Raw genomic sequence first — 22,297 nt, forward strand, 5'->3', positions numbered from 1 at the left:
TTCTCGGGATGGGTCACAAACCTCGCAGGTCATTCCGAGGAGGTACGACGTGGGAATCTGATTTCGCGTTGTGTTTATCCAAATGAGTTTAGGAAAACGACATTGAATCATCAAGGTAAAAAGTAAAATGTCAAACGATAAAATTTACGTAGTTCTACAATAACGTATTTACGACCCCAAAAAAATCGCGCTGTAACAATCTTTAGAGATGGGGCATATGCATTATCAATAAAAAAATGACGTTTTTATTTTAATAAATATCACGCTATGCTTCGATTTCGGAGCGGTTTTTGATTTGACAGATTAAAATCTATTTATTTATGGCACAATCAAATCAAATTTCTGCCGCTATTTCAAACGAAACAAAGAGCGCTGTCGACAACGGACTGAACACAGTAGCCACCGCTCTGAAAGACATGCTGATCTTTAATCTCACACCAGACCAGCGTGCCGGCATGCTGAAAATGGGTGACAAAACACTGGCTTTTGTAGATAAGTCACTCGAGTACGCTCGCCAAAATCCGGCATTAGTACCACAATTCGTAGATATTGCAGAAGCAGAAAAAGACCTGACACTCACCCGCGATCTGTTCCATATCTACCAGAAACTTACAGCACTTACACGCTCAGTAGAAGACGCGATGATGGTGGCGGGCGGTGAAGCTTACGAAGCTTCTCTGATTTTTTACAATTCAGTAAAAGCCGCCAGCCGCAGTAATTCTGCCGGCAGCCAGGCCATTTATGAAGAAATGAGCAAACGTTTTCCCGGCCGCGGCAAAAAAGCGGTAGCAAACACAGACGAAAGCGCTAACTCATAACTGAAACTATTAGAAACAGACTTACAATCCCGGCCCTTGTGCCGGGATTTTTTATTCCCCTCGCTAATTACAGCTCTGAGCTAGAAAAAGCTAGCTTAAAGCTGAAACATTGCACCTCAAAGCAGAAAAAAGGTACCTCAGAGCAGGAACATTGCACCCCTGAGGTAGCAAAAGCTAGCTCAAAGCTGAAACATTGCACCTCGGAGCTAGAAAAAGGTACCTCCAGGCAGGAACATTGCAGCTTTGAGGTACAAAAAGCTAGCTCAGAGCTGCAAATTGCTGCTCAAAGCAGGAAAAAGAGATTAAGCACTGCCCAGGCGCTTATTTTTTTGACTGAAAATCCGGCGTCAAAAATCAGCCATTCCGAGACCATGATATAAACTATTTTTACATTTATCCAAACCAGGCCAATATGGCTCATCTTCAGTTACTTATCACAAAATGTTGGGAGACGATTTCCGTTTTTCATCAGTAAAAAAATACCGTCTAATAACCCGGTTTTTCAATTAATCACTCCCATACCTTTAGTCTTCAATGTGATAGCTACGCATAATCATCCTATTTATCCTGTCATTTCTTTATTGATCGTAAGCAGATTCCAATTTTTTGAAGCCCTTGGCATTTTGCAGTCGCGAAGCAAAACGCCGTTCCTCCCAAACAACCATTTTTAACAATGGCAGGTGCTCTTGTTCCTGCATTAATACCCTTTTTAAAAATTATGAAATACACACATTCAAAACTATCGCGGTTACTTAAAGCCGCCGGACTAATGCTATTGTATTTATCCACCCCAAATCATTTAAAGGCTCAAAATAGCGGATCGGTTTCCACGACTGAGATAATGACCATCAGTCGTTCCTTTGATGGTTATTCAGAGACGCTTAATTGTAATAATGACCCAAGTGTAAATGCCTGCGCAAAAACCTTCGTCTTTAATCTCTATGAAGATGACACTTTAAATATTGACTGGGATTTTTCTGGTTCTTTAAATTATTATGTGATATCACAAAGAGAATACCAAATGTGGCTGGTAAGGCCGGGCCAGGTCGATAGTCTGGTAAGGCCTGATTTTTTCTTGGGAACACCACCTTACTACCCACAAATAAGAATTCCGATGAGCAGTTTGGGCACAGGAAATTTTAGAATTCGGTTTGATTATTTTGATGTGAGCTGGGTTCCTGAAATATTCATCGATTTTAACGTGGTAAAACACATTGATAAAGTTTGGGTGGAAGCGCCTTCTATCTGCCTGAATGATTTTATTAATGCGCACCAGGACTACCACTTTAACATCCAGACCTCTCCAAATTCCGTAAACGATTTCATGTCCAATTTACCCAAAGCAAACTGGTATGTAAATGGCCAAGGTTTTTGCATTGGTCGGGAACAAAAGGAGATCATTATGGAATCACAAACTTTTGGTCCTTTGCTACACGGAGTAACGGATTTGATAGGTAGTACCTTTGATCCTGCCACTGCTGCCAATCCGGTAGACCATTACATTACGTACAATGATCTGTTGCCTTATCTTAATGCCGGGAACCCATCGCTTCCGCTTAACATTCACTACAATGATGGCATCCGGGATTTCACATTTTCTGCTCCGATTATTTTCAATAATAATTCGTCTGGAGGCACTGTTAACTCGCCATCTGCGGCCTATCACTACTATGACTACACAGTGCAGGGCAATGAAACCTGGGATCCGCAACACAACCCAGCCTATGGCGCCGGCAATACACTGCGCATCGAGCATCGTCTGTATATACCGGCCGGGGCTACGCTCAACATCGGCAATATGAATATTGAATTCGGCCCTGATGCAGATGTGTGGATAGACGCAGCAGGCGACCCAACACAGCGTGGCGGTTACCTGAATCTTGAGGGCACCACATTAACGGCCTTTGCACCTTGTGATGCACCACAAAGTAACTGGAAAGGTATAGTAGCAGTGGGTAACAACAATTACGACCAGGCAGGCAACCACTATCCGCTCTTCTCTTATCTACAGGGGCGTGTACGGTTGTACAACAGTACCATTTCCTATGCAACGGAAGCATTCCGCAATGGTGACCCTGCCGATCCTGTGCACAAAAACGGCGGTATACTTTATGCCTACAATTCCCATTTCTACAACAACGAGCATTCAGCCCGCTTTATGCCGTACCTGTATAGTCCTCAATCAGGGCTTTACGACTCCTATGCCGGCACCTTTAGTAACTGCGACTTCACGGTAGACCAGGGCAACTTTGGTGGATTTATTTACGGACAGGAAGTACGCGGACTGGATATCTCCGGATGTTCTTTTACAGCGCCTAACACCAGCTGGCAGCTGGCCAATGGTATTGAAGGGGTAGACTTTGGTGTGATTGTACACGAATATACAGGAGTGCCAGGTGCGCATACACCCTGCTCTTTCAACAACCTGAACAACGCCATTTCTATCGGGCAGACCAACCCAATGTATACCCTTATGCGTGTAACAAACGCCAGCTTCAACAATAACAAAATTGGCGTGCTGGCACAAAACATCACAGCGCCTATGATTCAGTACAACCAATTCTACATTCCTCAGGGATCAGCAGGCCCGCATACCAATGCCTGCGGTGTAGAAGTATTTGGCGGCAGTGGCTACCATGTATCTGAAAACAAAATGCAGGGTATGGGTTTTGGCAACGCTTATAATATTGGTGCATTAGCCTGGGCTACGGGCAGTGGTGACAATGTCATTAAGCGGAATAATTATACGGGACTGGGTACGGCGAGTTTGAGTAACTATGCGAATACGAACAATAACGTAAACAACCCGCATGGACTTCAATTTCTTTGTAACCAGAACAGTGGCAATACCAATGACATCGCCGCTAGAGGCAGCAATACAGCAACAGACGGTATGGCGCCGAATCAAGGTGCAATTAATTTTGCCGCTGGCAATACATTTTCTCATACATCAGGTGGCTGGGATATTTATAATCCGGCTACTGAGGTTGGTGCTATTAAATATTATTATGCGAATGGTGGCATACCAACCACATACTCAGGTGGGGTTTCCAGAACCTACGTGAGTAATAATGGCAATACCTGTCCTGAAGATATTATTCCAAGCGGAACAGTTAGCTCAGACAATGGGCAGTTTAGTCCGCTGGACCGGACGATCCGCAACCTTCAGTTCTACCAGTTCAACGATAAGGGCCAACTGGACCTAACCAATCTGAGAGCAACCCTGGCGCAATGGAGCGACCCGCATGCCGACCTGACAACTGCTGATCTGATGATAGAAACAGGCCAGTGGGAAGAAGCCAATAATCTGTATAACCAGATTGTTACTAAATATGGCTTGCAAGGTCAAGAAGCCAATGAATTCAGTACCTTCGGACGTCAACTGTTAGACCTCCGAATTCGCCAGGTGCAAAATGGGCAGTCCTCTACCCAGCTTGAAAAAGCAGATATAGACCTATTGCAAACCGTTGCTGCTAATTCTGCGATGTGGCCAAAATTACGCGCGCAAAGCTGGCTGCAGAAATACGATGGCCGCGTAATACAGAATACAGTGCTATACCCTGACCAGGCGAGCAATCCCGACTTGGTTGTGACACCATATCGTACCGTAGAAGCAACAGCAGATGTCAATACCGTGTACCCTAACCCTGCTACAGATATGCTAATGGTACAATACACAGCTGTAGGAACAGATGCTCCAGTATTTGAACTTATGACTGTTGATGGTAAAACAGTACGTAGTGCTGAACTCATTGGTTGCAATCAGCAGGTGTCTCTACAAGGACTTGCCGCTGGCCTGTATCAATACCGTGTACTGGAAAACGGCAAGACGATGATGCAAGGCAAAATCACCAAACAATAAGCAGGTTTTATTTTTAACTTTAGAAGCGAGTGGCGAACATTTATCCGTTCGCACTCGTTTCTTTCAATACAGGGTAATGAAAAGATTTTTTCTGGCATTGTTAATACTGCTGATAAGTGCTACAAATATGTACGCGCAGTACTTTAACGTACGCGATCCGTTTCATTCCGTCGCTACCATTGTTACATCTGTAGTGCCTTATCATGATAAGTACTATTGTACAGGTATTGCATTAGATAGCATGAATACTTTTGGCAATAATCAGACATGGAACAGATGGGGTATCAAATTTGCTATTTTCGATAACTATGGCAATAAACTAAAAGACACTATTTATCAGCGCAATGACAAATTCAGTTTTGATAGCTGGAGTAACAATCTGAAGCCAATGCCCGGTGGTCGTTTCTTGCTAATGACCGAAAGCCAGGACACAGCCACAGGCGCTAATTACACTCCTTACGATTTTCATTCTAACTTATTTGTTTTTGATAGTTTAGGCCACGTACTGTGGCAAACAGAATATAACTTACCGGTTAGCTGCGCAGTGTTTTTTAATGCCGTAGATTTTAAGCCGGATAGCAATGGCAACTGGCTGCTGCTATCTACAATATCCTGCAACGGTGGCCACAACCAGATGAATCTTATGAAACTAGACAGCGGATTTCATTTGTTGTGGAACAAACAATATGGAAGTAATATCAGCGATGTCGCAACCAAAATTTTAGTAGATAAAGACGGCGGCTATATTTTGGCTGGAGCAAGAAATGATGTACCCTTAATTTCCAAAAACTTTACCGCCCATGCCTTACTAATAAAAACCGATACAGGAGGAAATAAACTCTGGGAATATACGAGTGCTTATGGACAACTAACTGGAGCAGCTAATGATATAATCCGTACACAAGACGGGGGATACCTATATTGTGGCACAGGTAACGGATATGAATACCTTTCCGCCGATGGCTCATCATCCCAAGTAATGTGGCGTGGTTGGGTAGAAAAAATGGATAGCAATCGGCACGTACTTTGGAATCATGTATTCGGTTTCATGAATACAAATGCAGGCACAAACGACCAAAATGTGTTGCGTGAGCTACCTAATAAAGATATCATGATAGCAGGCACGATCATCGCTCCTATTTGGTTAGCAGGTGCCGATACAGCAGGTGTAGCCAATGGCTCTCTAATAAAAATGGACGCCAATGGTAATGTTTTATGGCAGCACAAATACCAAACGCCGCAAACTGATACTTTTTTTTATTTTGCCATCTACGATATGAAGCCTACACCAGACGGTGGTTTCATTATGGTGGGTCAAGCAAATGATTATCGAAGCATCTACGGCAGCCCCACTCAACAAGGCTGGATTATCAAAGTAGACAGCAATGGCTGCAGTGGTCCTAATGATCCGCAATGCTGGCCGCTGGCGGTTTCTAATACTATAAAAAACTGTCAGGACGTTACATTATATCCTAATCCCGTCAATGATATTTTGCAGATCAATAGTCCGCTTACATCTACTGCAACAATACAACTCACAGATATCACCGGCAAAATTTTACTACAACAAACTTTACCAAAAGGCCATTCAGAAATTTCACTGCAATCATTTCCACCCAGCATCTTCCTTTACAGAATTATAGGTATTGATGGTTATTTGCAGCAAGGGAAATTGGTGAAACAATAGTGTCGTGAATGGTGAATGACAAGTGGTAAATGTTCATATTATAAAGCTGAACACTCGCGCTGGTAGTCCTCCTCCTTCGGAGGAGCTAGAGGAGGCCGTTATGATGCAGGGCAAGATTAATAAGCAATAGTCTATTTGCTTAATTTTAAAACAACAGATGGGAACGGATATGACATTCGTCCCATCTGTTTCAATAATCGCTTATGAGAAAAAGCACACTACTGGTAGCGGTTTTATTAACAGTATTTACTGCGTACGGACAATACTTTAATATACGTGATCCATTTCACTCATTTGCCACAATATTAACTTCTGTAGTCCCTTATAACGGAAATTACTACTGCACTGGCATTGCATGGGACAGTAGCAACTATTTAGGAAATGGACAAGGAGCAAATAAATGGGGTATCAAGTTTACAATTTTCAATGGCAATGGCGATAAATTAAAAGATACGATCTACCAGCGAGACGATAAATTTAATCTTGATGGCTGGAGCAATAACTTAAAACCAATGCCAGGTGGCCATTTTTTATTAATGACAGGAAGTAAAGACACTGCATATTCTGCTTATAACCTTCACTCAAATCTGTTTCTTTTTGACAGCTCCGGAAAGGTACTTTGGCAAACAGAATATAACTTACCGGTTAGCTGCGCAGTTTTTTTTAATGCCGTAGATTTTAAGCCGGACAGCAATGGCAACTGGCTACTGCTGTCTACTATTTCTTGCAACGGTGGCCACAACCAGATGAATCTTATGAAACTAGACAGCGGCTTTCATCTGTTGTGGAACAAACAATATGGAAGCAACGTCAGCGATGCAGCAACCAAAATTTTAGTAGATAAAGATGGTGGTTATATTTTGGCTGGCACGCGTAGTAATATTCCATTGATTTACCAAAATTTTAGTTCCTATGCTTGCTAATCAAAACTGATACTTCGGGCAATAAACTTTGGGAATATACAAGTGCATATGGGAAACTAACCGGAGCTGCTAACGATATTATCCGAACACAAGACGGAGGCTATGTGTACTGCGGTAGTGGCGCAGGAAGAGAGGATATCAATCCAGACTTAACCTCTTCCACCCTTTCCTTTAAGGGATGGGTGGAAAAGATAGATGGCAACCAACATGTGGTATGGAACCACGCTATCGGCCTCATGAACTTGACCTCTAATGCAAACGATCAAAATATTTTAAAAGAACTACCGAACGGTGATATAGCAATGGCTGGAAACATTGTGGGGCCGGTTTGGCTAGCAGGGACAGACACTGCAGGCATTGCCAACGGCTCACTTATAAAAATGGATGCTAATGGTAATATCTTATGGCAACATACATACCATACACCACAATCTGATTCATTTTTTTCTTATGGCATTTACGACATGAAGCCTACACCAGATGGCGGTTTTGTTATGGTGGGTCAGGCCACCGATTATAGAAATACATTTGGTGACCCTGTACAACAAGGTTGGATTATCAAAGTAGACAGCAATGGCTGCAGTGGCCCTGATGACCCGCAATGCTGGCCGCTGGCGGTTTCCAATATCATAAAAAACAGTCAGGACGTTACATTATATCCGAATCCCGTCAATGATATTTTGCAGATCAATAGTCCGCTTACATCTACTGCAACAATACAACTCACAGATATCACCGGCAAAATTTTACTACACCAAACTTTACCAAAAGGCCATTCAGAAATTTCACTGCAATCATTTCCCCCCGGCATCTTCCTTTACAGAATTATAGGTATTGAGGGCTATTTGCAGCAAGGGAAATTGGTGAAGCAATAGTGTCGTGAATGGTAAATGGTAAGTGCCACCGACAATCAAAAGAGAATGACAGCTAATTAGTTCATGTCACCGCGGGATCCTTCTTTCATCAGGATGCCAAACCTGATAAAATCCAATGCGAGTCACTGTCAATTGAGTTAAATGTCATTTCGACGAAGGAGAAATCCCGCGAAAAAATAGACCTACCGCTGGAAGTTCTCCTCCTTTGGAGGAGTTAGAGTAGGCTTTCAGCGACTCAATTTCTTCTCGCCCCAAAACCTGATCCCCAAACCTTCCCGTCCACTGATCTTTACCACACCGTTATCATAAGTAAGTCCTTCCGCTACGTTTTCCTTGAGCAATAACGGACCATCAATATCCATTTCATCCAGTACGGGTGCCATGTTCGCTACTGCCGCTGCGCCGATCGTACTTTCATTCATTGAGCCCATCATTACTTTAAGGCCGGTCTTGCGTGCTTCACCAATCATACGGATAGCTGGTGTAATGCCGCCGCATTTGGTCAGCTTAATATTGATACCATGAAACGCATCCACACATTTCGCTACATCGTGTTCTTCCACACAACTTTCATCTGCAAATAACGGGATAGACGACAGTTGTTTCAATTCCTTCATGGCGTCCCATTCTGTTTTCGCCAGCGGCTGTTCCAAAAACGTTACACCTAGTTCCTTTAATTCGGGCAGTAATTTCTTTGCATCATCAAATGCCAGCGCCTCATTCGCATCTACCCGGAACGGCGCTTCGGTATGCCCCCGCAACGTACGTATCAGGTCAATATCATCGGCCTTGCCGATCTTTATTTTATACATCGGCCAGGGATGTGCCTGCATTTTGGCCACCATTTTCTCCGGCGTATCGATGCCTAATGTATAGTCGGTAACCGGCAGTTTGGTAAAATTCATCTGCAGCAAACGGTACAACGGCATTCTTCTGATTTGCGCAAAAAGATCCCAGCCGGCAATATCCAGCGCCGCAATCAAAAAGTTTTCTCCCGGAATAAGATGATGCAGAAAATGCCAGAAACGCATCGGGTCGGTAAGTGCATAGCGCTCTATCATACCACGTTTTTCATCCAGCACCGCCTGCATATGCTCCACGGTCACATTATAATAACTAATCGCGGTGGCTTCGCCGAAACCAACCAGCCGGGGCCCAACACCAAGCGAAACGATTAATGTGGGCTGATGTGTTTTAGTGCCTTTGGCTATCGTGAAAGGGTATTCAAATTCCAGATCAAACGAATATGATTTTAATTGCAGCATACGTTAAAATTGCAACTATTTTTGCTACTGGAAAATTTCATTATGCCAAAAGTCCCAGCCTGGGTATTCGTACTCTTAGCCATATTGCTGTTCTCTGCCGTTCGTGTTGATATCATGGACATCGATGCCGCGCAGTATTCTGAAATCAGCAGAGAAATGATGCATAGCGGCGATTACCTGCATATATATGATCGCGGTGCCAATTATCTCGACAAGCCGCCTTTCTTATTTTGGGTAAGTTCGCTGAGCATGAAATTTTTCGGCGCTACGAATTTTGGCTATCGGCTGCCTTCTATATTATTTGCGCTCTGGGCCATGTTTGCTACATACAAGCTGGCCAAGAAGCTATATGATGAAAATACCGGACGGATGGCTGCGCTCATTCTCGGCTGTTGTCAGGGCATGTTTCTGATGACGAATGATGTGCGCTGCGATACAATTCTCATGAGCTGGGTGATCACCGCGGTATGGATGATCAAAGAAGCGACCGACCAACGAAAATGGTATTATGTGCTCGGCGGCACGCTCAGCATCGCCTGCGGCATGATGACGAAAGGGCCGATTGCGCTGATGGTGCCACTGTTCTGTTTTGGTAGTGAATGGGTGATTAAACGTCAATGGAAAAACATTTTTAACCCTCGTCATATTATCGACATTGTATTGATCGGGCTCTTTCTGATACCGATGTGTATTGGCTTGTACCAGCAATATGATATTCATCCGGAGAAATGGATTGATGGAAAACAAGGAACCAGTGGTCTGCGTTTCTTCTTCTGGACACAAAGCTTTGGTCGTATCACCGGTGAAAATACCTGGGAAAACGGCGCCGATATTTCATTTCTGCTGGTGAATATGCTCTGGTCATTCCTCCCGTGGATTTTCCTGTTTCTGCCGGCATTGTTTGTCAATGTCCGCGAACTGATCCTGCAAAAATTCCGCCTCCGCCCCGATCAGGAATTTATTACTACCGGAGGTTTTATTCTGGCTTATCTCGCATTGGGAATGTCGCACTACCAGCTGCCACACTATATTTTCGTGGCGTTTCCGCTGGCCGCGATTATGACGGCTAAGTTGCTGCGCGATTTTCTGGCTTTAGGGAAATATCAAAAGCTATACAAAGTAATGCGCACATTCATGTTTGTGGTTGGCGCCCTGCTTTGGGTAGGCGTGCTCTTGATTCTCACGGTTACGTTCCCTGCGGGATGGATCGGCATTGCGGCCTGGGTGATCAGCGTGGGTATCTGGCTGTATATCGCACTAAAAAAGCAGTTGCAGGGCAAAATATTATACGCCACCACTGCATCAATTATGCTGGTGAATATTTTCCTTACGCATCATTTTTATTACACATTGTTGCATTATCAGGTAGGCACTGTGGTAGGAAATTATATTCAGGAACATGATATTCCGCAGGATAAAATCATGACTTACCGGGTGCATGATCCGCTCAATTCACTGCATTTTTACGCAGGCAGAGTAATCCGCATTTTTGAAAACGGCTATCTGCCGGCTCAGAGCGGTGATTACATACTCACGCAAGACGATGGACTGAAAGACCTACAACAGCGCGGTTATCAATACAGTGTTGCGCTAGAAGGACAACTGTTTAAAGTAAGTGAACTAACACCTGATTTCTTAGGCAAAAGCAGCAGACATAAAGCGACTTCAGCATACTATCTGGTAAAAATAAATTAGTGTGAGTGGTGTGTTGTCAATTGTGAGCGACCAAAATTAATGGGCAGCCCATACTATCTTAAAGGTTTCACGCAAAGCTTTTCTTATCATGCTGAGCGGAGTCGAAGCATCTCACGGCGATCACAACGGCGCAAAGCCTTTCCTGTCATGCAGAGCGGAGTCGAAGCATCTCACGACGCTCGCAGCGGCACAAAGTTTGTAGTGCTCACGAAAATCCACAACGGACCACACATTACTTATCAAACTTCTTGCAATAATACTTATACACCCCATCGTCAAAGATCAGCTCCGTACCGTCACATTTCAATACTTTGAGCGTACGGTCGTCTTTCCCTTTGCAGTAGATCGTGCTGTTTTCAAACTTGTCAATAAACCATGACGGGGCACTTTCCGCGTCATTTGCCGCGTACACGAAACCTTTTTTACCGTCCTGACTATTGGCAGGAATTACAATCATCTTTATGATTCGGGAGTAATCTACATCCTTCACAGCGCCTTCTCTTTTATAATTCTGCCAGCGGCCTTTCAGCACGTTAAAGTCCGTAACATCGGCGTAGTTTTCCTTCGTCAGCAATCGCGCACCGCCTTGTGCCTTACTGTCATCCTCTTTCAGGGACGCTTCTGTAAAACGTACAAATTTGTAGATCTTATCTTCTGTTTTCAGCGTCATGCTGTCATGATTATACTGTTGTACATCAAATGCAATCATGCCCAGATCAATTGTTTTTTTGTTTGCAGTGTAATACCCACGCATGCCGAGACCATCCCCTTTTTTCCAGACATACTCAGTTGGCGATGTAAATTTCATTACAATCGTATCGGTAAAGGCAAGTGGCTGCTTGCTGAGATTCATCTCTTTTACTTCCTTCCAATTTCCGGTGATATTAATTGACGTATTTTTATCGTCGCTAAACGCTTTCAATGAAAGCAAAAGGCAGCCGAAGATCAATAGAGGTTTCATATGCATTCGTTTATATTATAAAATAAATTTACCAAATTTTCTGGTTGCAATTTCTATGCCAGATTTCAAAATTCAAGTTCATCCATGCTCTATATAAGTCTCATTCAGCCAAATATTATTTGGGAAGACAAAGCCGCAAATCTGGCCGAGTACGAGAAAACGATTGAAGGCATCGCTGCCAAGAAAGAAGTAATCATCCTTCCGGAAATGTTCAGCACAGGATTTAGTATGGCGCCAGAACGGTTAGCAGAAACGATGGATGGCCCTACAGTAGCCTGGATGAAAAATATGTCGCGAAAACATCGTTGTATTATTACAGGCAGTCTTATCATTGAAGAAAACGGACATTATTACAACCGGTTAATCTGGATGCAGCCTGATGGAAATTTCGGCATCTATGACAAACGCCATCTTTTCGGATATGCCAAAGAAAATGATCATTACAGTCCGGGCGAGAAAAGATTGATTGCACAGGTAAAAGGAATCCGCATCTGTCTGCAGGTTTGCTATGACCTGCGATTTCCTGTTTGGGCGCGCAACCAGGGCGATGAATATGATGTGCTCATTTATGTGGCCAACTGGCCGGAGCGCCGCAATCTTGCCTGGAAAACGCTACTGCAGGCACGCGCTATTGAAAATCTCAGTTACGTGATTGGGGTAAACAGGGTCGGGGAAGACGGCAATGGCATTTACCACAGTGGCGATAGCAGTGTTTTTGGTCCTACCGGCGAACTGATCTGGCAGGAAGCTCATGAAGCGACTGTCTTTTCTTTTATCGTGGATAAGGAAGTCGTACAAAATACACGGGAGCATTTTCCTTTCTTAAACGATGCTGATAAGTTTTTATTTCTAGATTAATTCGATCAAAAATGCGGCTGCCAACGTTCCCAATCCTTATTACATTAATATTATTTTTTTCACTTTCTTCATGCAAATCAAAAAAGGATAGCCATGCTTGTCCGACAATGATTCCGGCCGTCGACAATTTACGTTTCCGACTAGTCGACAAACAATCCGGAAAGGATTTATTATTGGACAGTATGAGTACCAGCTATTACAATCCAGACTCCATAAAAGCATCACAACCTTGCAGCGGCAGCAGCAACGCAGCCTCAAAATATGTTGTTTACAAGATTCCAGGCGAGGGTTACTATGCCTGTTGCTTCTGGTTTCCTTCACTTGGCAATCCAGATCAATATGCCAGTTCCGATTGCTTTCAGGTTTTCCTGCACTGGAACAAACAGGACATGGATACCTTGCAATGGCAATATTATACCGATCTGGCCGATCCTTGCAAACCCCAGATCATGCTTTCAGTGAGTTTTAATGGCACGGTTTTGCCCAAACCTAACTACGACGGCGCGTATCAATATTACCTGCTACAGAAGTAAGTGGGCATTATTCGTTACTTTTGCCGCCATATTTCGTTATAAATCATGTGGCATAAAATAGCAACCTTCGTTATTAAGTTTCGCGTAGCTCTATTACTGATTCTGTTGGTGGCAACAGGTGTAATGGGTTACTTCGCCAGCAAGGTGGAACTTAGTTATGAATTCACCAACGCAATTCCTACCGACAATCCTAAATACATTGAATATCAGAATTTCAGGAAACAGTTTGGCGAGGATGGCAATATGATGGTGGTCGGCGTGCAGACCGATAAATTCTTCGAACAGGGATTTTTCAATGATTATACCGCGCTTTCGCAAGATCTTTCCAAGGTAAAAGGCGTTATCAATATCCTGAGTGTTCCTAATGCAATCAACCTGGTAAAAGATACAGCTACTGGTCAGCTAAAGGCTGAAAAGCTAGTTACTCCCGGCAGCGTTCCGAATGTAGATAGCGTTAAAAATGTTTTTTACAATCTTCCGTTCTATCGTGGCCTCCTCTACAATCCAGCTACCAATACTTATTTAATGGCGGTGAGCATCGATAAACAAATGCTCAATTCCAAACACCGCACTGATGTAGTATTCGGCATCACAAAACTCGGCGATGCTTTTGGACAGAAGCACAATGTAGAAATGCATTATTCCGGTCTTCCGTTTATCCGGACTAATATGGCCACTAGTGTGCAGTCTGAGATGAAGTTGTTCTTGATCTTATCATTCGTGCTCACCGCGGTGATCCTGATGCTGTTCTTCCGTTCATTGACTGCGGTACTGGCTTCGATGCTTGTAGTGGCTGTGGGCGTAGTTTGGTCAATGGCAACTATTGTACTCCTTGGTTATAAAATCACTTTGCTAACGGCATTGATTCCGCCATTGATCGTAGTTATCGGTATTCCAAACTGTGTTTACTTCCTCAATAAATATCACGCAGAATACAATCATCATCAGAATAAACCGAAATCATTGTTGCTGATGGTAGAGCGTATGGGTGTTGTGACTTTGTTTACCAACCTTACGGCTGCTATCGGTTTTGGCGTATTCTTCTTTACAAAAAGTGCTTTGCTGAAAGAGTTTGGTCTCGTTGCCGGACTTAATATCATGGCAATCTTCTTTATTTCGCTCATTTTCATTCCAGCTTTATTTAGCTATCTGCCTGCACCAAAAGGAAAGCACACCAGCTACCTCGATTCCCCGTGGATGCACAAATTGCTGAACGTACTCACCTCTTGGGTGTTTAGCCACAGACTCTGGATTTATTTAGCCACCATCGTCGCTTGCGCTGTTTCTGTAATGGGCGTGATGCGTTTGAAAAACGTGGGCCATATCGTAGATGATCTTCCGAAGTCAGATAAGGTGTACCAGGATCTGAAATTTTTTGAAAAGAATTTTAAGGGGGTAATGCCGCTTGAGATTGTCATAGATACAAAACGTAAAAACGGAGCGGTTTCGCTGCCAGTACTGCAGAAGATGGACGAGCTGATCAACTATATGGAACAGTATCCAGAAATCGGACATTCGCTGTCTATTGTAAATGGCATCAAATTTGCAAAACAAGCTTATTATGATGGTGACAGTACCAACTATGCCGTTCCAAATATGTTTGATGGCGCATTTATTCAGCCGTATCTGCGTGCGAAAGGTGGCGACAAATCAAGTATGATGAGTAAGCTGGTTAATTCATTTATGGATAGTACGCGTCAGAAAACGCGCATCAGCATCAACATGGCTGACGTTGGTTCTGTGCGTCTGCCGCAGTTACTCGATAGCATTCGTCCAAAAGCAAATGCATTATTCGACAGTACGAAATATAACATCACTTACACCGGTACCAGCATTGTGTTCCTTGAAGGCTCCAAATTCATAATCAATAGTCTTCGAGACAGCTTGATCCTAGCCTTCATCATGATCTTCGGCTGTATGATATTCCTGTTCCGTTCCTGGCGCATTTTGTTGATCTCGGTAGTCGTAAATATTGTTCCGCTGCTGATCACTGCCGGCATTATGGGTTGGGCAAATATTCCAATCAAACCATCAACTGTACTGGTATTTAGTGTGGCACTGGGCATAACCATTGACGTAACGATCCGTTTCCTGGTGAATTTCAAACAAGAGCTGAGCCGTCACGAAGAAGATGTGGCCGTTACCGTACGTCGTACCATTCATGATACAGGCCTGAGCATTATTTACACCTCATTGATTCTCATTGCCGGTTTTGGTGTGTTCGCACTTTCAAAATTCGACGGTACAAAATCTCTGGGTTACCTGACTTCTATAACGCTTTTCCTTGCCATGATCACCAACCTCACATTGCAACCAGCGCTCCTGTTGTGGATGGATAAAATTTTAAAAAAGACAAAAACACCGGAATGGCTGCAAGAGGAATCTGATGAGGAAAAATGAAAAGATTAATTATCTTTAATTGTATCCGAAAGACCGACTACTATGCATTTTGAAAAAATTAAGAACAAAGGACAGGCACGCTTATTTAAGAGTGATTACATGGAGATGATGACCAAAACACATCCCGTTGTTATCTATAGCATTTATCTTCCTGTAATTGGCTTTATGCTGTATTACGGCGCTTCTTACAAAGGACTTAGTATTGGTTGGGAAATCTTGTTATTTGCGTTGGGTGCTCTTAGCTGGTCCTTATTTGAATACATCATGCACAGAAAGCTTTTTCACATGATTGTGGAAAGCCCGAAAGCGCAAAAATTCGTATATACCATGCACGGCGTGCACCATGAATATCCGCGCGACAAAGAACGTCTGTTTATGCCGCCGGTACCAAGTTTAGTGGTGGCTACCATCATATTCATGATCATGCGCTTGTCGATGGGCTGGAACGCGCTTGCTTTTTTTCCGGGCTTTTTATTTGGCTACCTGATGTATGGTTCCATGCACTTCGCCATCCATGCATTTGCACCGCCGAAAATGATGAAAGCACTTTGGCGCAATCACCATCTGCATCACTACAAAACTGACCACATGGGCTTCGGCGTTAGCTCCACCCTCTGGGATCGTATATTCGGCACCATGTTTGATCTCAAAAACGAAAAAGACGATAAAGAAAAAGCGAAGGAGCTAATGTTTTAAGATGTGGCAATGTGAAAATGTGAGGAACGTAATCAATACGCTTTTCAACGTTACCAATAAAAGGAAAAGAGCAATCGGAACACCGATTGCTCTTTTCCTTTCCAATATTTTTTGTGTCATTACACGAAAGAAAACACATTCCCCACATTAATCGCATTCCCAAATTTCATTAATCACATTACCCAAATTACCGCGTTATCGCATCATTCCACACAGCCTCCAACTCTGACAACATCATCGCTGTAGCGCCCCAGATAATGGGCTTGCCCGCTAATTGATACGCCGGCACCTCAAGCACCAGATCTGGCCTTGACGAAGGTCGCACTTCTGTTTTTATTTTAGCGGAAGGAGCAAATAACTCAGCCAACGGAACTTCCAGGACAGAAGCCACTTCCCGCTCACTCAAAATATACGTTGCTGGTGGCGCACTCAAGCCCACGAATGGGTACACGTTGAAATTACTTACTGGAATATACAAACAGGAAAGCGCACCCAGCACTTCAATTGTATCACTGCCAATACCAATCTCTTCTTTGGTTTCGCGGAGTGCCGTTGCCTCAAGATCCTTATCTGTTTGTTCATAACGGCCACCGGGAAATGCTACCTGCCCGCTGTGCTTGCCACCATCAATCGCTCGTTCAATGAGCAAAAGATTCAACTCCTCCTGTTTGGGAAACAACAATGCCAATACTCCACTCGATCGCGCATTTTTAGGAATTTCATCCGGCATTGGCAATACACGCGCTGCCATTAATTCCTGGAAACTTCTTCCCGGCAATGGTTCCTGCAGGCGTTTTTTTAATCGTTCTATCTGTTCTGAATAAGTCAATTTTAATGTCTGATTTTCTGATCACTGATGCCTGATTTGTACTCGTTTGTTGCCCTGACTAATTATTCCACTCCGTGGCTTAGACGGTCCCTTGATTGAGCTTTATTGCTACTGTGCTGCCAAACTAAGAGCCTTGAAATTGAACTCATTTCCTAAATGTGTCATTGGCACGTAGGAAGGGTCCCGCGTAATATGGATTTATTCGCGTTGGGAATTCTCTTCCTTCAGAAGAGTTAGAGGATGCTTACAGATCATCCTTAAAACCAACACGGACATGACTGCCGTCGCAAAATGGTTTGTTGTGCGATTGTCCGCAACGACAAAAAGCAGTCACCCTGTTTTTCTTTTCTTCATGACCTTTGTGATCGCGAACGGTAATATTCCCATACACCATCAGCGGGCCATTTTTCATTGTTTCTACGATAGTATCCACTTCTGTCTCTACATGTTCTGCCTGCCCTTTTGTTTCATTCATTATGTAACTCAGCGCACCGGACGGACAGCGATCTACTTGTTTCATTATTGCTTCGCTTTCCGCACCAGAAATAGTAACCCAAGGCTTTTTCCTCGGATCAAAAACAGTAGATAATCCACGCCAGCAAATGGTTGAATGAATACACTTACCAGGTTGCCAGATCACCGTTATATCATCATTGCTGTATCGCTTTTCTATGTTATTTAAGTCCATCGTATTACTATTTCAAAAGTTTTCAATTGACAGTGGACAGCGCCCACATTAATCACATTTCCCCATTCATTATCGCATAAAAAACACATTCCTCACATTCAATCACATTGCCCACATTAACCTTTTACCCCATTACCATTACTCCCGTTCGCCTTCTTCTGAATCTGCTCAATAAAATCAATCTGAATCATCATCATTTCCATCATATGCTGATGTTGATGCGAAAGAATATGATCCAGCTTATCGTGCAACAAACGAATTTCCGTTTCCGCCTTCATATTCACCTTAAAATCGTATTCGGCATGCTCCCTGTCCTTATCTTCCTGCCGGTTCTGGCTCATCATAATAATTGGCGCCTGTATCGCCGCAAGACAAGATAAGATCAGATTAAGCAAGATATACGGATAAGGATCAAAGGCTGCTTTTTTCAGGATAAATGAATTGAAGAACATCCATATGACCAGAAAAATAAGAAACATCGAAATAAACGGCCAGCTTCCGCCAAACGCGGCAATAGCGTCTGCGAGCTGTTCCCCCAGTGTTCTTCTATGATCTGGATTTACAACATGAAGTGGCTTGAGTGTCTCATCCGTCTTCATCTGCTTTTTCACTTTTTCCTCCAGATGCTTATGTTCCTTTAATTCTTCTGCCGCAACACTGGCAATGTATTTTTTCATTACATCGTTGAACGCCTGATAGGAGATAAAACTGTCTTCATTCCAGTCAACTTCCATTTTTTTTAGAAACCGTTGTAAAGACGGGCGCAGACTATTCCACATAACGCCTTCCGTGTCCGGGTACATTTGCCCATTGATGCTGCATTTCCGTTGCATACCTAAAAATACGAAAGTCCGGCTATCAATTACCTCACCGGCACTTCCAGCAGCAGCAAATCAGAGGCGCCTAATGCTTCAATATGAATCGTGTCAGTATCTGTAATACCAAATCCATCTCTGGTGCGCATTTCCTGACCGTTTATTTTTACATTACCATTTATCAGAAATGCATAAAGGCCGCTTTCAGGACGTTTCAGCGTTAAGTCAATCGCTTTTCCTGCATCCAGATCCGTACGGTAAATCCATGCATTTTGATGAATTTTCAAACCATTGTCGTCATTATGAACAGGCGAGACCAACGTCTGCAATTGATTTTTCCTCTCGGCAGCATCAAACATCTTTTGGTCGTAGCGTGGCGTTACATTGCGTTCATCAGGGAATATCCAGATCTGAAGAAATTTGACTTTCCGGTCTTTGTTGTGGTTGTACTCGCTGTGTGCTACACCCGTTCCGGCGCTCATTACCTGCACTTCGCCAGCAGGCATTGCCTGTGTATTTCCCATAGAATCCTTGTGTTCCAATGCGCCATCCAGCACAATCGAAATGATTTCCATATTATCATGCGGATGACGTCCAAAACCTTCACCACCGCTTACTGTATCATCATTTAATACGCGAAGCGCACCAAAATGTACCCGCTCCGGATTGTGATAACCAGCAAAGCTGAATGTGTGAAAACTATCTAACCAGCCGTGGCTCGCATGACCGCGCGTGGTTGCTTCGTGAAAAATATTCTGACTCATAATTGATTCCCTTAAAGGTTATTATGCTTAGTACAACAAATATGCCGATGCGTTCACCTGACAAAAAAGCGGTCGAAATGGCATAGAAAAGATGTGGTTATAAAAAATCAATAAAATGGTAATTTGGGGGTGAAATATTTTGAGCAAGATGTCTATTATAAAAAACAGTCTTTTTATCTGTTCCCTTTTTCTCTTTTCTGAAGCAAATGCACAAACGAAAGTAGATACACTTCGCAGGAAAGATGCAGGAGGATGGGAATTTGTACAGGTTCGCGATCAAAAACATGTAATCAGCGAAGCCTACTATCACGATGGCAAACTGGATGGCGTATACACTATGTACCGCGATAATGGCTTTCCGATGTCGATGGTTACCTACCGTGAAGGCAAACGTGACGGATTAACCATTGAATACACGTCTACAGGCTTTACTTCCATGATTGAAAATTATAAAAACGATGAGCTGAATGGCCCCCGCAGATTATATGCACCAAGCCAGATGCTTATGGAAGAAGCTTATTATTCCGACGGAAAAAAACACGGCAGTTATGTCCATTTTTTTAACAGCGGCATCAAACAAGAAGAAAGCAATTACAACAACGACCAGCGCGACGGAAGAACAATCTGGTATTATGAAAACGGCAAAAAAGCTGCAGACTATATGTATCGCAGCGGGCAGATAGACGGAGATGCAACCGTATTTCATAACACAGGCGAAGTAGCAGAAATGGGTCAATACAAAATGGGAATCCAGACAGGTATGTGGCGCGAGTTTTATCCGACAGGTCAGCTAAGAGCAGAAGGGAAGTATGATAATGGCGAAAAAGAAGGTGCGTGGAAAGAATATGACAAAGACGGAAAAAACCCTAAAACGGTAAAATATCACAAAGGCGAATTAGTCAGCAAATAGTTAACGGTCCGTTATCATTACCGATAAATAAAATTTTAGGCACAATTATTGCGAAGTCGTCTATAGAAATTTAAGTGAATAAGATTTAGCATGGCAAAAACAATACTCGTAATCGACGACGAAAAAGCAATCAGAAGCACACTGTCTGAAATCCTTAGTTTTGAGGGATTTGTGATAGAAGAAGCTACTGACGGGATGGAAGGTGCAAAAAAGATAAAGGAAAACAATTACGATTGTATCCTTTGCGACATCAAAATGCCCAAAATGGATGGCCTTGAGGTATTGGAAGTTGTACGTGAATTTAAACCCGACACGCCCTTTATTCTCATCTCCGGCCACGGCAATATAGAAACTGCAGTCGAAGCGGTGAAAAAAGGCGCTTTTGACTATATTTCCAAACCACCGGATCTCAATCGCTTATTGATTACGATCCGTAACGCAATGGAAAAGAAATCGCTTGTAACAGAAACAAAACATCTGCGCAAGCGCATCTCTAAAGGTCTGGAAATGATCGGCACTTCAGAAGGGATGAGCAAGATCAATGAAACGATCGCGAAGGTTGCACCAACTGATGCACGCGTACTCATTACCGGCGAAAATGGTGTTGGTAAAGAACTCGTTGCCCGTCGTATTCATGAGCTAAGCAACCGTAGCAACGGCCCGCTAATTGAAGTAAACTGCGCAGCAATACCGTCTGAATTAATTGAAAGTGAGCTTTTTGGTCACGAAAAAGGTTCTTTTACTTCAGCAATCAAGCAACGCATCGGCAAGTTTGAACAGGCAAGCGGCGGCACATTGTTTCTAGACGAGATTGGCGACATGAGTCTGGAAGCACAGGCGAAAGTGTTACGGGCATTACAGGAGGGGAAAATCACTCGCGTCGGTGGCGAAAAAGAAATCAAAGTAGATGTGCGCGTCATTGCGGCAACAAACAAAGATCTGATGGAAGAGGTAAATGCTAAGAAATTCCGCCTCGACTTATATCACAGACTGGGTGTTATTCTTATCCATGTACCGTCACTCAATAATCGCAGAGCTGATATACCCATGTTGATCGATCACTTCCTGAATGAAATCAGCCAGGACTACAATCAGCCGGTGAAGCCAATTGATAAAGACGCAATCACTGCGTTACAGGAATACAACTGGACTGGTAACATTCGCGAGCTGCGTAACGTAGTAGAACGACTGGTGATTCTTTCAGATAAAAAGATTTCCAAAAACGATGTAGAGAGCTACATTATTATGAAATAGTTCAAGATCGCCGATGTGTGATTTCATCTAAAATAAACAGAAACGGGCTTGAGTTTTTCAAGCCCGTTTTCATTTAAAGTATATGATGAATATTGTACACTCGCATTTGCCCCTCGGCACAGCCCACCCACAACTCGCAAAAATCAGCAATCAGCCATCTACACGTGTTCTTTCACGATCTGCTGCAATTGTTTTGCAGGTACTACGCCGGCCTGACGCCAAAGCACCTTGCCGTTTTTAAACAATATAAGTGTAGGAATACTCTGAATACCTAATGACTGGGCTGCATCCGGATTGCGATCTACATCCACTTTCAGAATCGTCAATTCATCTTTCATTTCGCCTTTTACCTCTTCCAGTATCGGCTTCATCATTTTACAAGGACCACACCAGTCTGCATAAAAATCGACGAGCACCGGTTTGTCTGATTGTATTATTTCTTGAAAGCTAGCCATAATCTTACC

At 43.3% G+C, this 22,297-nt stretch carries 20 protein-coding genes; 13 read left to right on the plus strand and 7 right to left on the minus strand.

Features of this window, described 5'->3' with window-relative positions; translation table 11 throughout:
* Window positions 1-320 precede the first annotated feature (320 nt).
* The 6 genes from DN068_RS10385 (at window position 321) to DN068_RS10405 (ending at window position 8,165) form a co-directional block, all read left to right on the plus strand.
* Window positions 321-818 carry a hypothetical protein gene (locus tag DN068_RS10385; protein WP_110998849.1) on the plus strand — a complete coding sequence of 166 codons (498 nt, stop codon included), beginning with the start codon at window positions 321-323 and terminating at the stop codon, window positions 816-818.
* A 38-nt stretch (window positions 819-856) separates the two neighbouring features.
* A complete protein-coding gene (locus DN068_RS21960) occupies window positions 857-1,198 on the plus strand; it encodes a hypothetical protein (RefSeq protein ID WP_123985306.1) in 342 nt (113 codons plus the stop codon).
* 461 nt (window positions 1,199-1,659) lie between these two features.
* On the plus strand, window positions 1,660-4,680 hold the full coding sequence (locus DN068_RS10390) for a T9SS type A sorting domain-containing protein (protein ID WP_165836355.1): 3,021 nt from the start codon (window positions 1,660-1,662) through the stop codon (window positions 4,678-4,680).
* Between the two features lie 76 nt (window positions 4,681-4,756).
* Window positions 4,757-6,367, plus strand: coding sequence for a T9SS type A sorting domain-containing protein (locus DN068_RS10395; RefSeq protein ID WP_110998851.1), 1,611 nt, complete (start codon window positions 4,757-4,759; stop codon window positions 6,365-6,367).
* A gap of 203 nt (window positions 6,368-6,570) precedes the next feature.
* The gene (locus DN068_RS10400; protein ID WP_110998852.1) at window positions 6,571-7,290 is read left to right on the plus strand and encodes a hypothetical protein; all 720 of its coding nucleotides are present in this window, start codon (window positions 6,571-6,573) and stop codon (window positions 7,288-7,290) included.
* Complete coding sequence (locus DN068_RS10405) at window positions 7,284-8,165, plus strand: T9SS type A sorting domain-containing protein (protein WP_110998853.1); 882 nt, start codon at window positions 7,284-7,286, stop codon at window positions 8,163-8,165. The genes DN068_RS10400 and DN068_RS10405 overlap by 7 nt, the downstream gene beginning before the upstream one ends.
* A gap of 227 nt (window positions 8,166-8,392) precedes the next feature.
* Here the strand turns inward: DN068_RS10405 and DN068_RS10410 are convergent, their stop codons facing one another.
* Window positions 8,393-9,430 (minus strand): dipeptide epimerase, encoded by a 1,038-nt coding sequence (locus tag DN068_RS10410; RefSeq protein WP_243630209.1) that lies wholly within the window; start codon window positions 9,428-9,430, stop codon window positions 8,393-8,395.
* Window positions 9,431-9,472: 42 nt separating this feature from the next.
* Between DN068_RS10410 and DN068_RS10415 the strand changes: the two genes are divergently transcribed.
* On the plus strand, window positions 9,473-11,125 hold the full coding sequence (locus DN068_RS10415; protein WP_110998854.1) for an ArnT family glycosyltransferase: 1,653 nt from the start codon (window positions 9,473-9,475) through the stop codon (window positions 11,123-11,125).
* A gap of 232 nt (window positions 11,126-11,357) precedes the next feature.
* Here DN068_RS10415 and DN068_RS10420 read toward each other — a convergent pair whose 3' ends face one another.
* A complete protein-coding gene (locus DN068_RS10420) occupies window positions 11,358-12,086 on the minus strand; it encodes a hypothetical protein (RefSeq protein ID WP_110998855.1) in 729 nt (242 codons plus the stop codon).
* 84 nt (window positions 12,087-12,170) lie between these two features.
* Between DN068_RS10420 and DN068_RS10425 the strand changes: the two genes are divergently transcribed.
* From DN068_RS10425 to DN068_RS10440, 4 genes are all read left to right on the plus strand, one after another.
* Window positions 12,171-12,944, plus strand: coding sequence for an amidohydrolase (locus DN068_RS10425; protein WP_110998856.1), 774 nt, complete (start codon window positions 12,171-12,173; stop codon window positions 12,942-12,944).
* Window positions 12,945-13,126: 182 nt separating this feature from the next.
* Window positions 13,127-13,477 (plus strand): hypothetical protein, encoded by a 351-nt coding sequence (locus DN068_RS10430; RefSeq protein ID WP_110998857.1) that lies wholly within the window; start codon window positions 13,127-13,129, stop codon window positions 13,475-13,477.
* Window positions 13,478-13,522: 45 nt separating this feature from the next.
* Complete coding sequence (locus DN068_RS10435; RefSeq protein WP_110998858.1) at window positions 13,523-15,877, plus strand: efflux RND transporter permease subunit; 2,355 nt, start codon at window positions 13,523-13,525, stop codon at window positions 15,875-15,877.
* 42 nt (window positions 15,878-15,919) lie between these two features.
* Window positions 15,920-16,573 carry a sterol desaturase family protein gene (locus tag DN068_RS10440; protein WP_110998859.1) on the plus strand — a complete coding sequence of 218 codons (654 nt, stop codon included), beginning with the start codon at window positions 15,920-15,922 and terminating at the stop codon, window positions 16,571-16,573.
* A 187-nt stretch (window positions 16,574-16,760) separates the two neighbouring features.
* Here DN068_RS10440 and DN068_RS10445 read toward each other — a convergent pair whose 3' ends face one another.
* The 4 genes from DN068_RS10445 to DN068_RS10460 all read right to left on the minus strand — a co-directional run bounded on the left by DN068_RS10445 (window position 16,761) and on the right by DN068_RS10460 (window position 19,669).
* On the minus strand, window positions 16,761-17,402 hold the full coding sequence (locus tag DN068_RS10445; RefSeq protein WP_123985307.1) for an NUDIX hydrolase: 642 nt from the start codon (window positions 17,400-17,402) through the stop codon (window positions 16,761-16,763).
* A 244-nt stretch (window positions 17,403-17,646) separates the two neighbouring features.
* Window positions 17,647-18,090 carry a (4Fe-4S)-binding protein gene (locus DN068_RS10450; protein ID WP_110998861.1) on the minus strand — a complete coding sequence of 148 codons (444 nt, stop codon included), beginning with the start codon at window positions 18,088-18,090 and terminating at the stop codon, window positions 17,647-17,649.
* A gap of 116 nt (window positions 18,091-18,206) precedes the next feature.
* Window positions 18,207-18,923, minus strand: coding sequence for a DUF1003 domain-containing protein (locus DN068_RS10455; RefSeq protein WP_110998862.1), 717 nt, complete (start codon window positions 18,921-18,923; stop codon window positions 18,207-18,209).
* A 29-nt stretch (window positions 18,924-18,952) separates the two neighbouring features.
* Window positions 18,953-19,669 (minus strand): pirin family protein, encoded by a 717-nt coding sequence (locus DN068_RS10460; protein ID WP_110998863.1) that lies wholly within the window; start codon window positions 19,667-19,669, stop codon window positions 18,953-18,955.
* A 148-nt stretch (window positions 19,670-19,817) separates the two neighbouring features.
* Between DN068_RS10460 and DN068_RS10465 the strand changes: the two genes are divergently transcribed.
* A complete protein-coding gene (locus DN068_RS10465; RefSeq protein WP_110998864.1) occupies window positions 19,818-20,579 on the plus strand; it encodes a toxin-antitoxin system YwqK family antitoxin in 762 nt (253 codons plus the stop codon).
* 90 nt (window positions 20,580-20,669) lie between these two features.
* Entirely contained in the window at window positions 20,670-21,833 is a 1,164-nt protein-coding gene (locus DN068_RS10470) for a sigma-54-dependent transcriptional regulator (protein ID WP_110998865.1), read from the plus strand.
* Window positions 21,834-21,991: 158 nt separating this feature from the next.
* On the opposite strand, the gene trxA is transcribed toward DN068_RS10470, so the two are convergent.
* The gene (trxA, locus tag DN068_RS10475; protein ID WP_110998866.1) at window positions 21,992-22,288 is read right to left on the minus strand and encodes a thioredoxin; all 297 of its coding nucleotides are present in this window, start codon (window positions 22,286-22,288) and stop codon (window positions 21,992-21,994) included.
* Window positions 22,289-22,297: the final 9 nt, after the last annotated feature.

Origin of the sequence: Taibaiella soli, from assembly GCF_003236175.1 — a bacterium.
In the GTDB taxonomy this organism is placed as follows: domain Bacteria; phylum Bacteroidota; class Bacteroidia; order Chitinophagales; family Chitinophagaceae; genus QKTW01.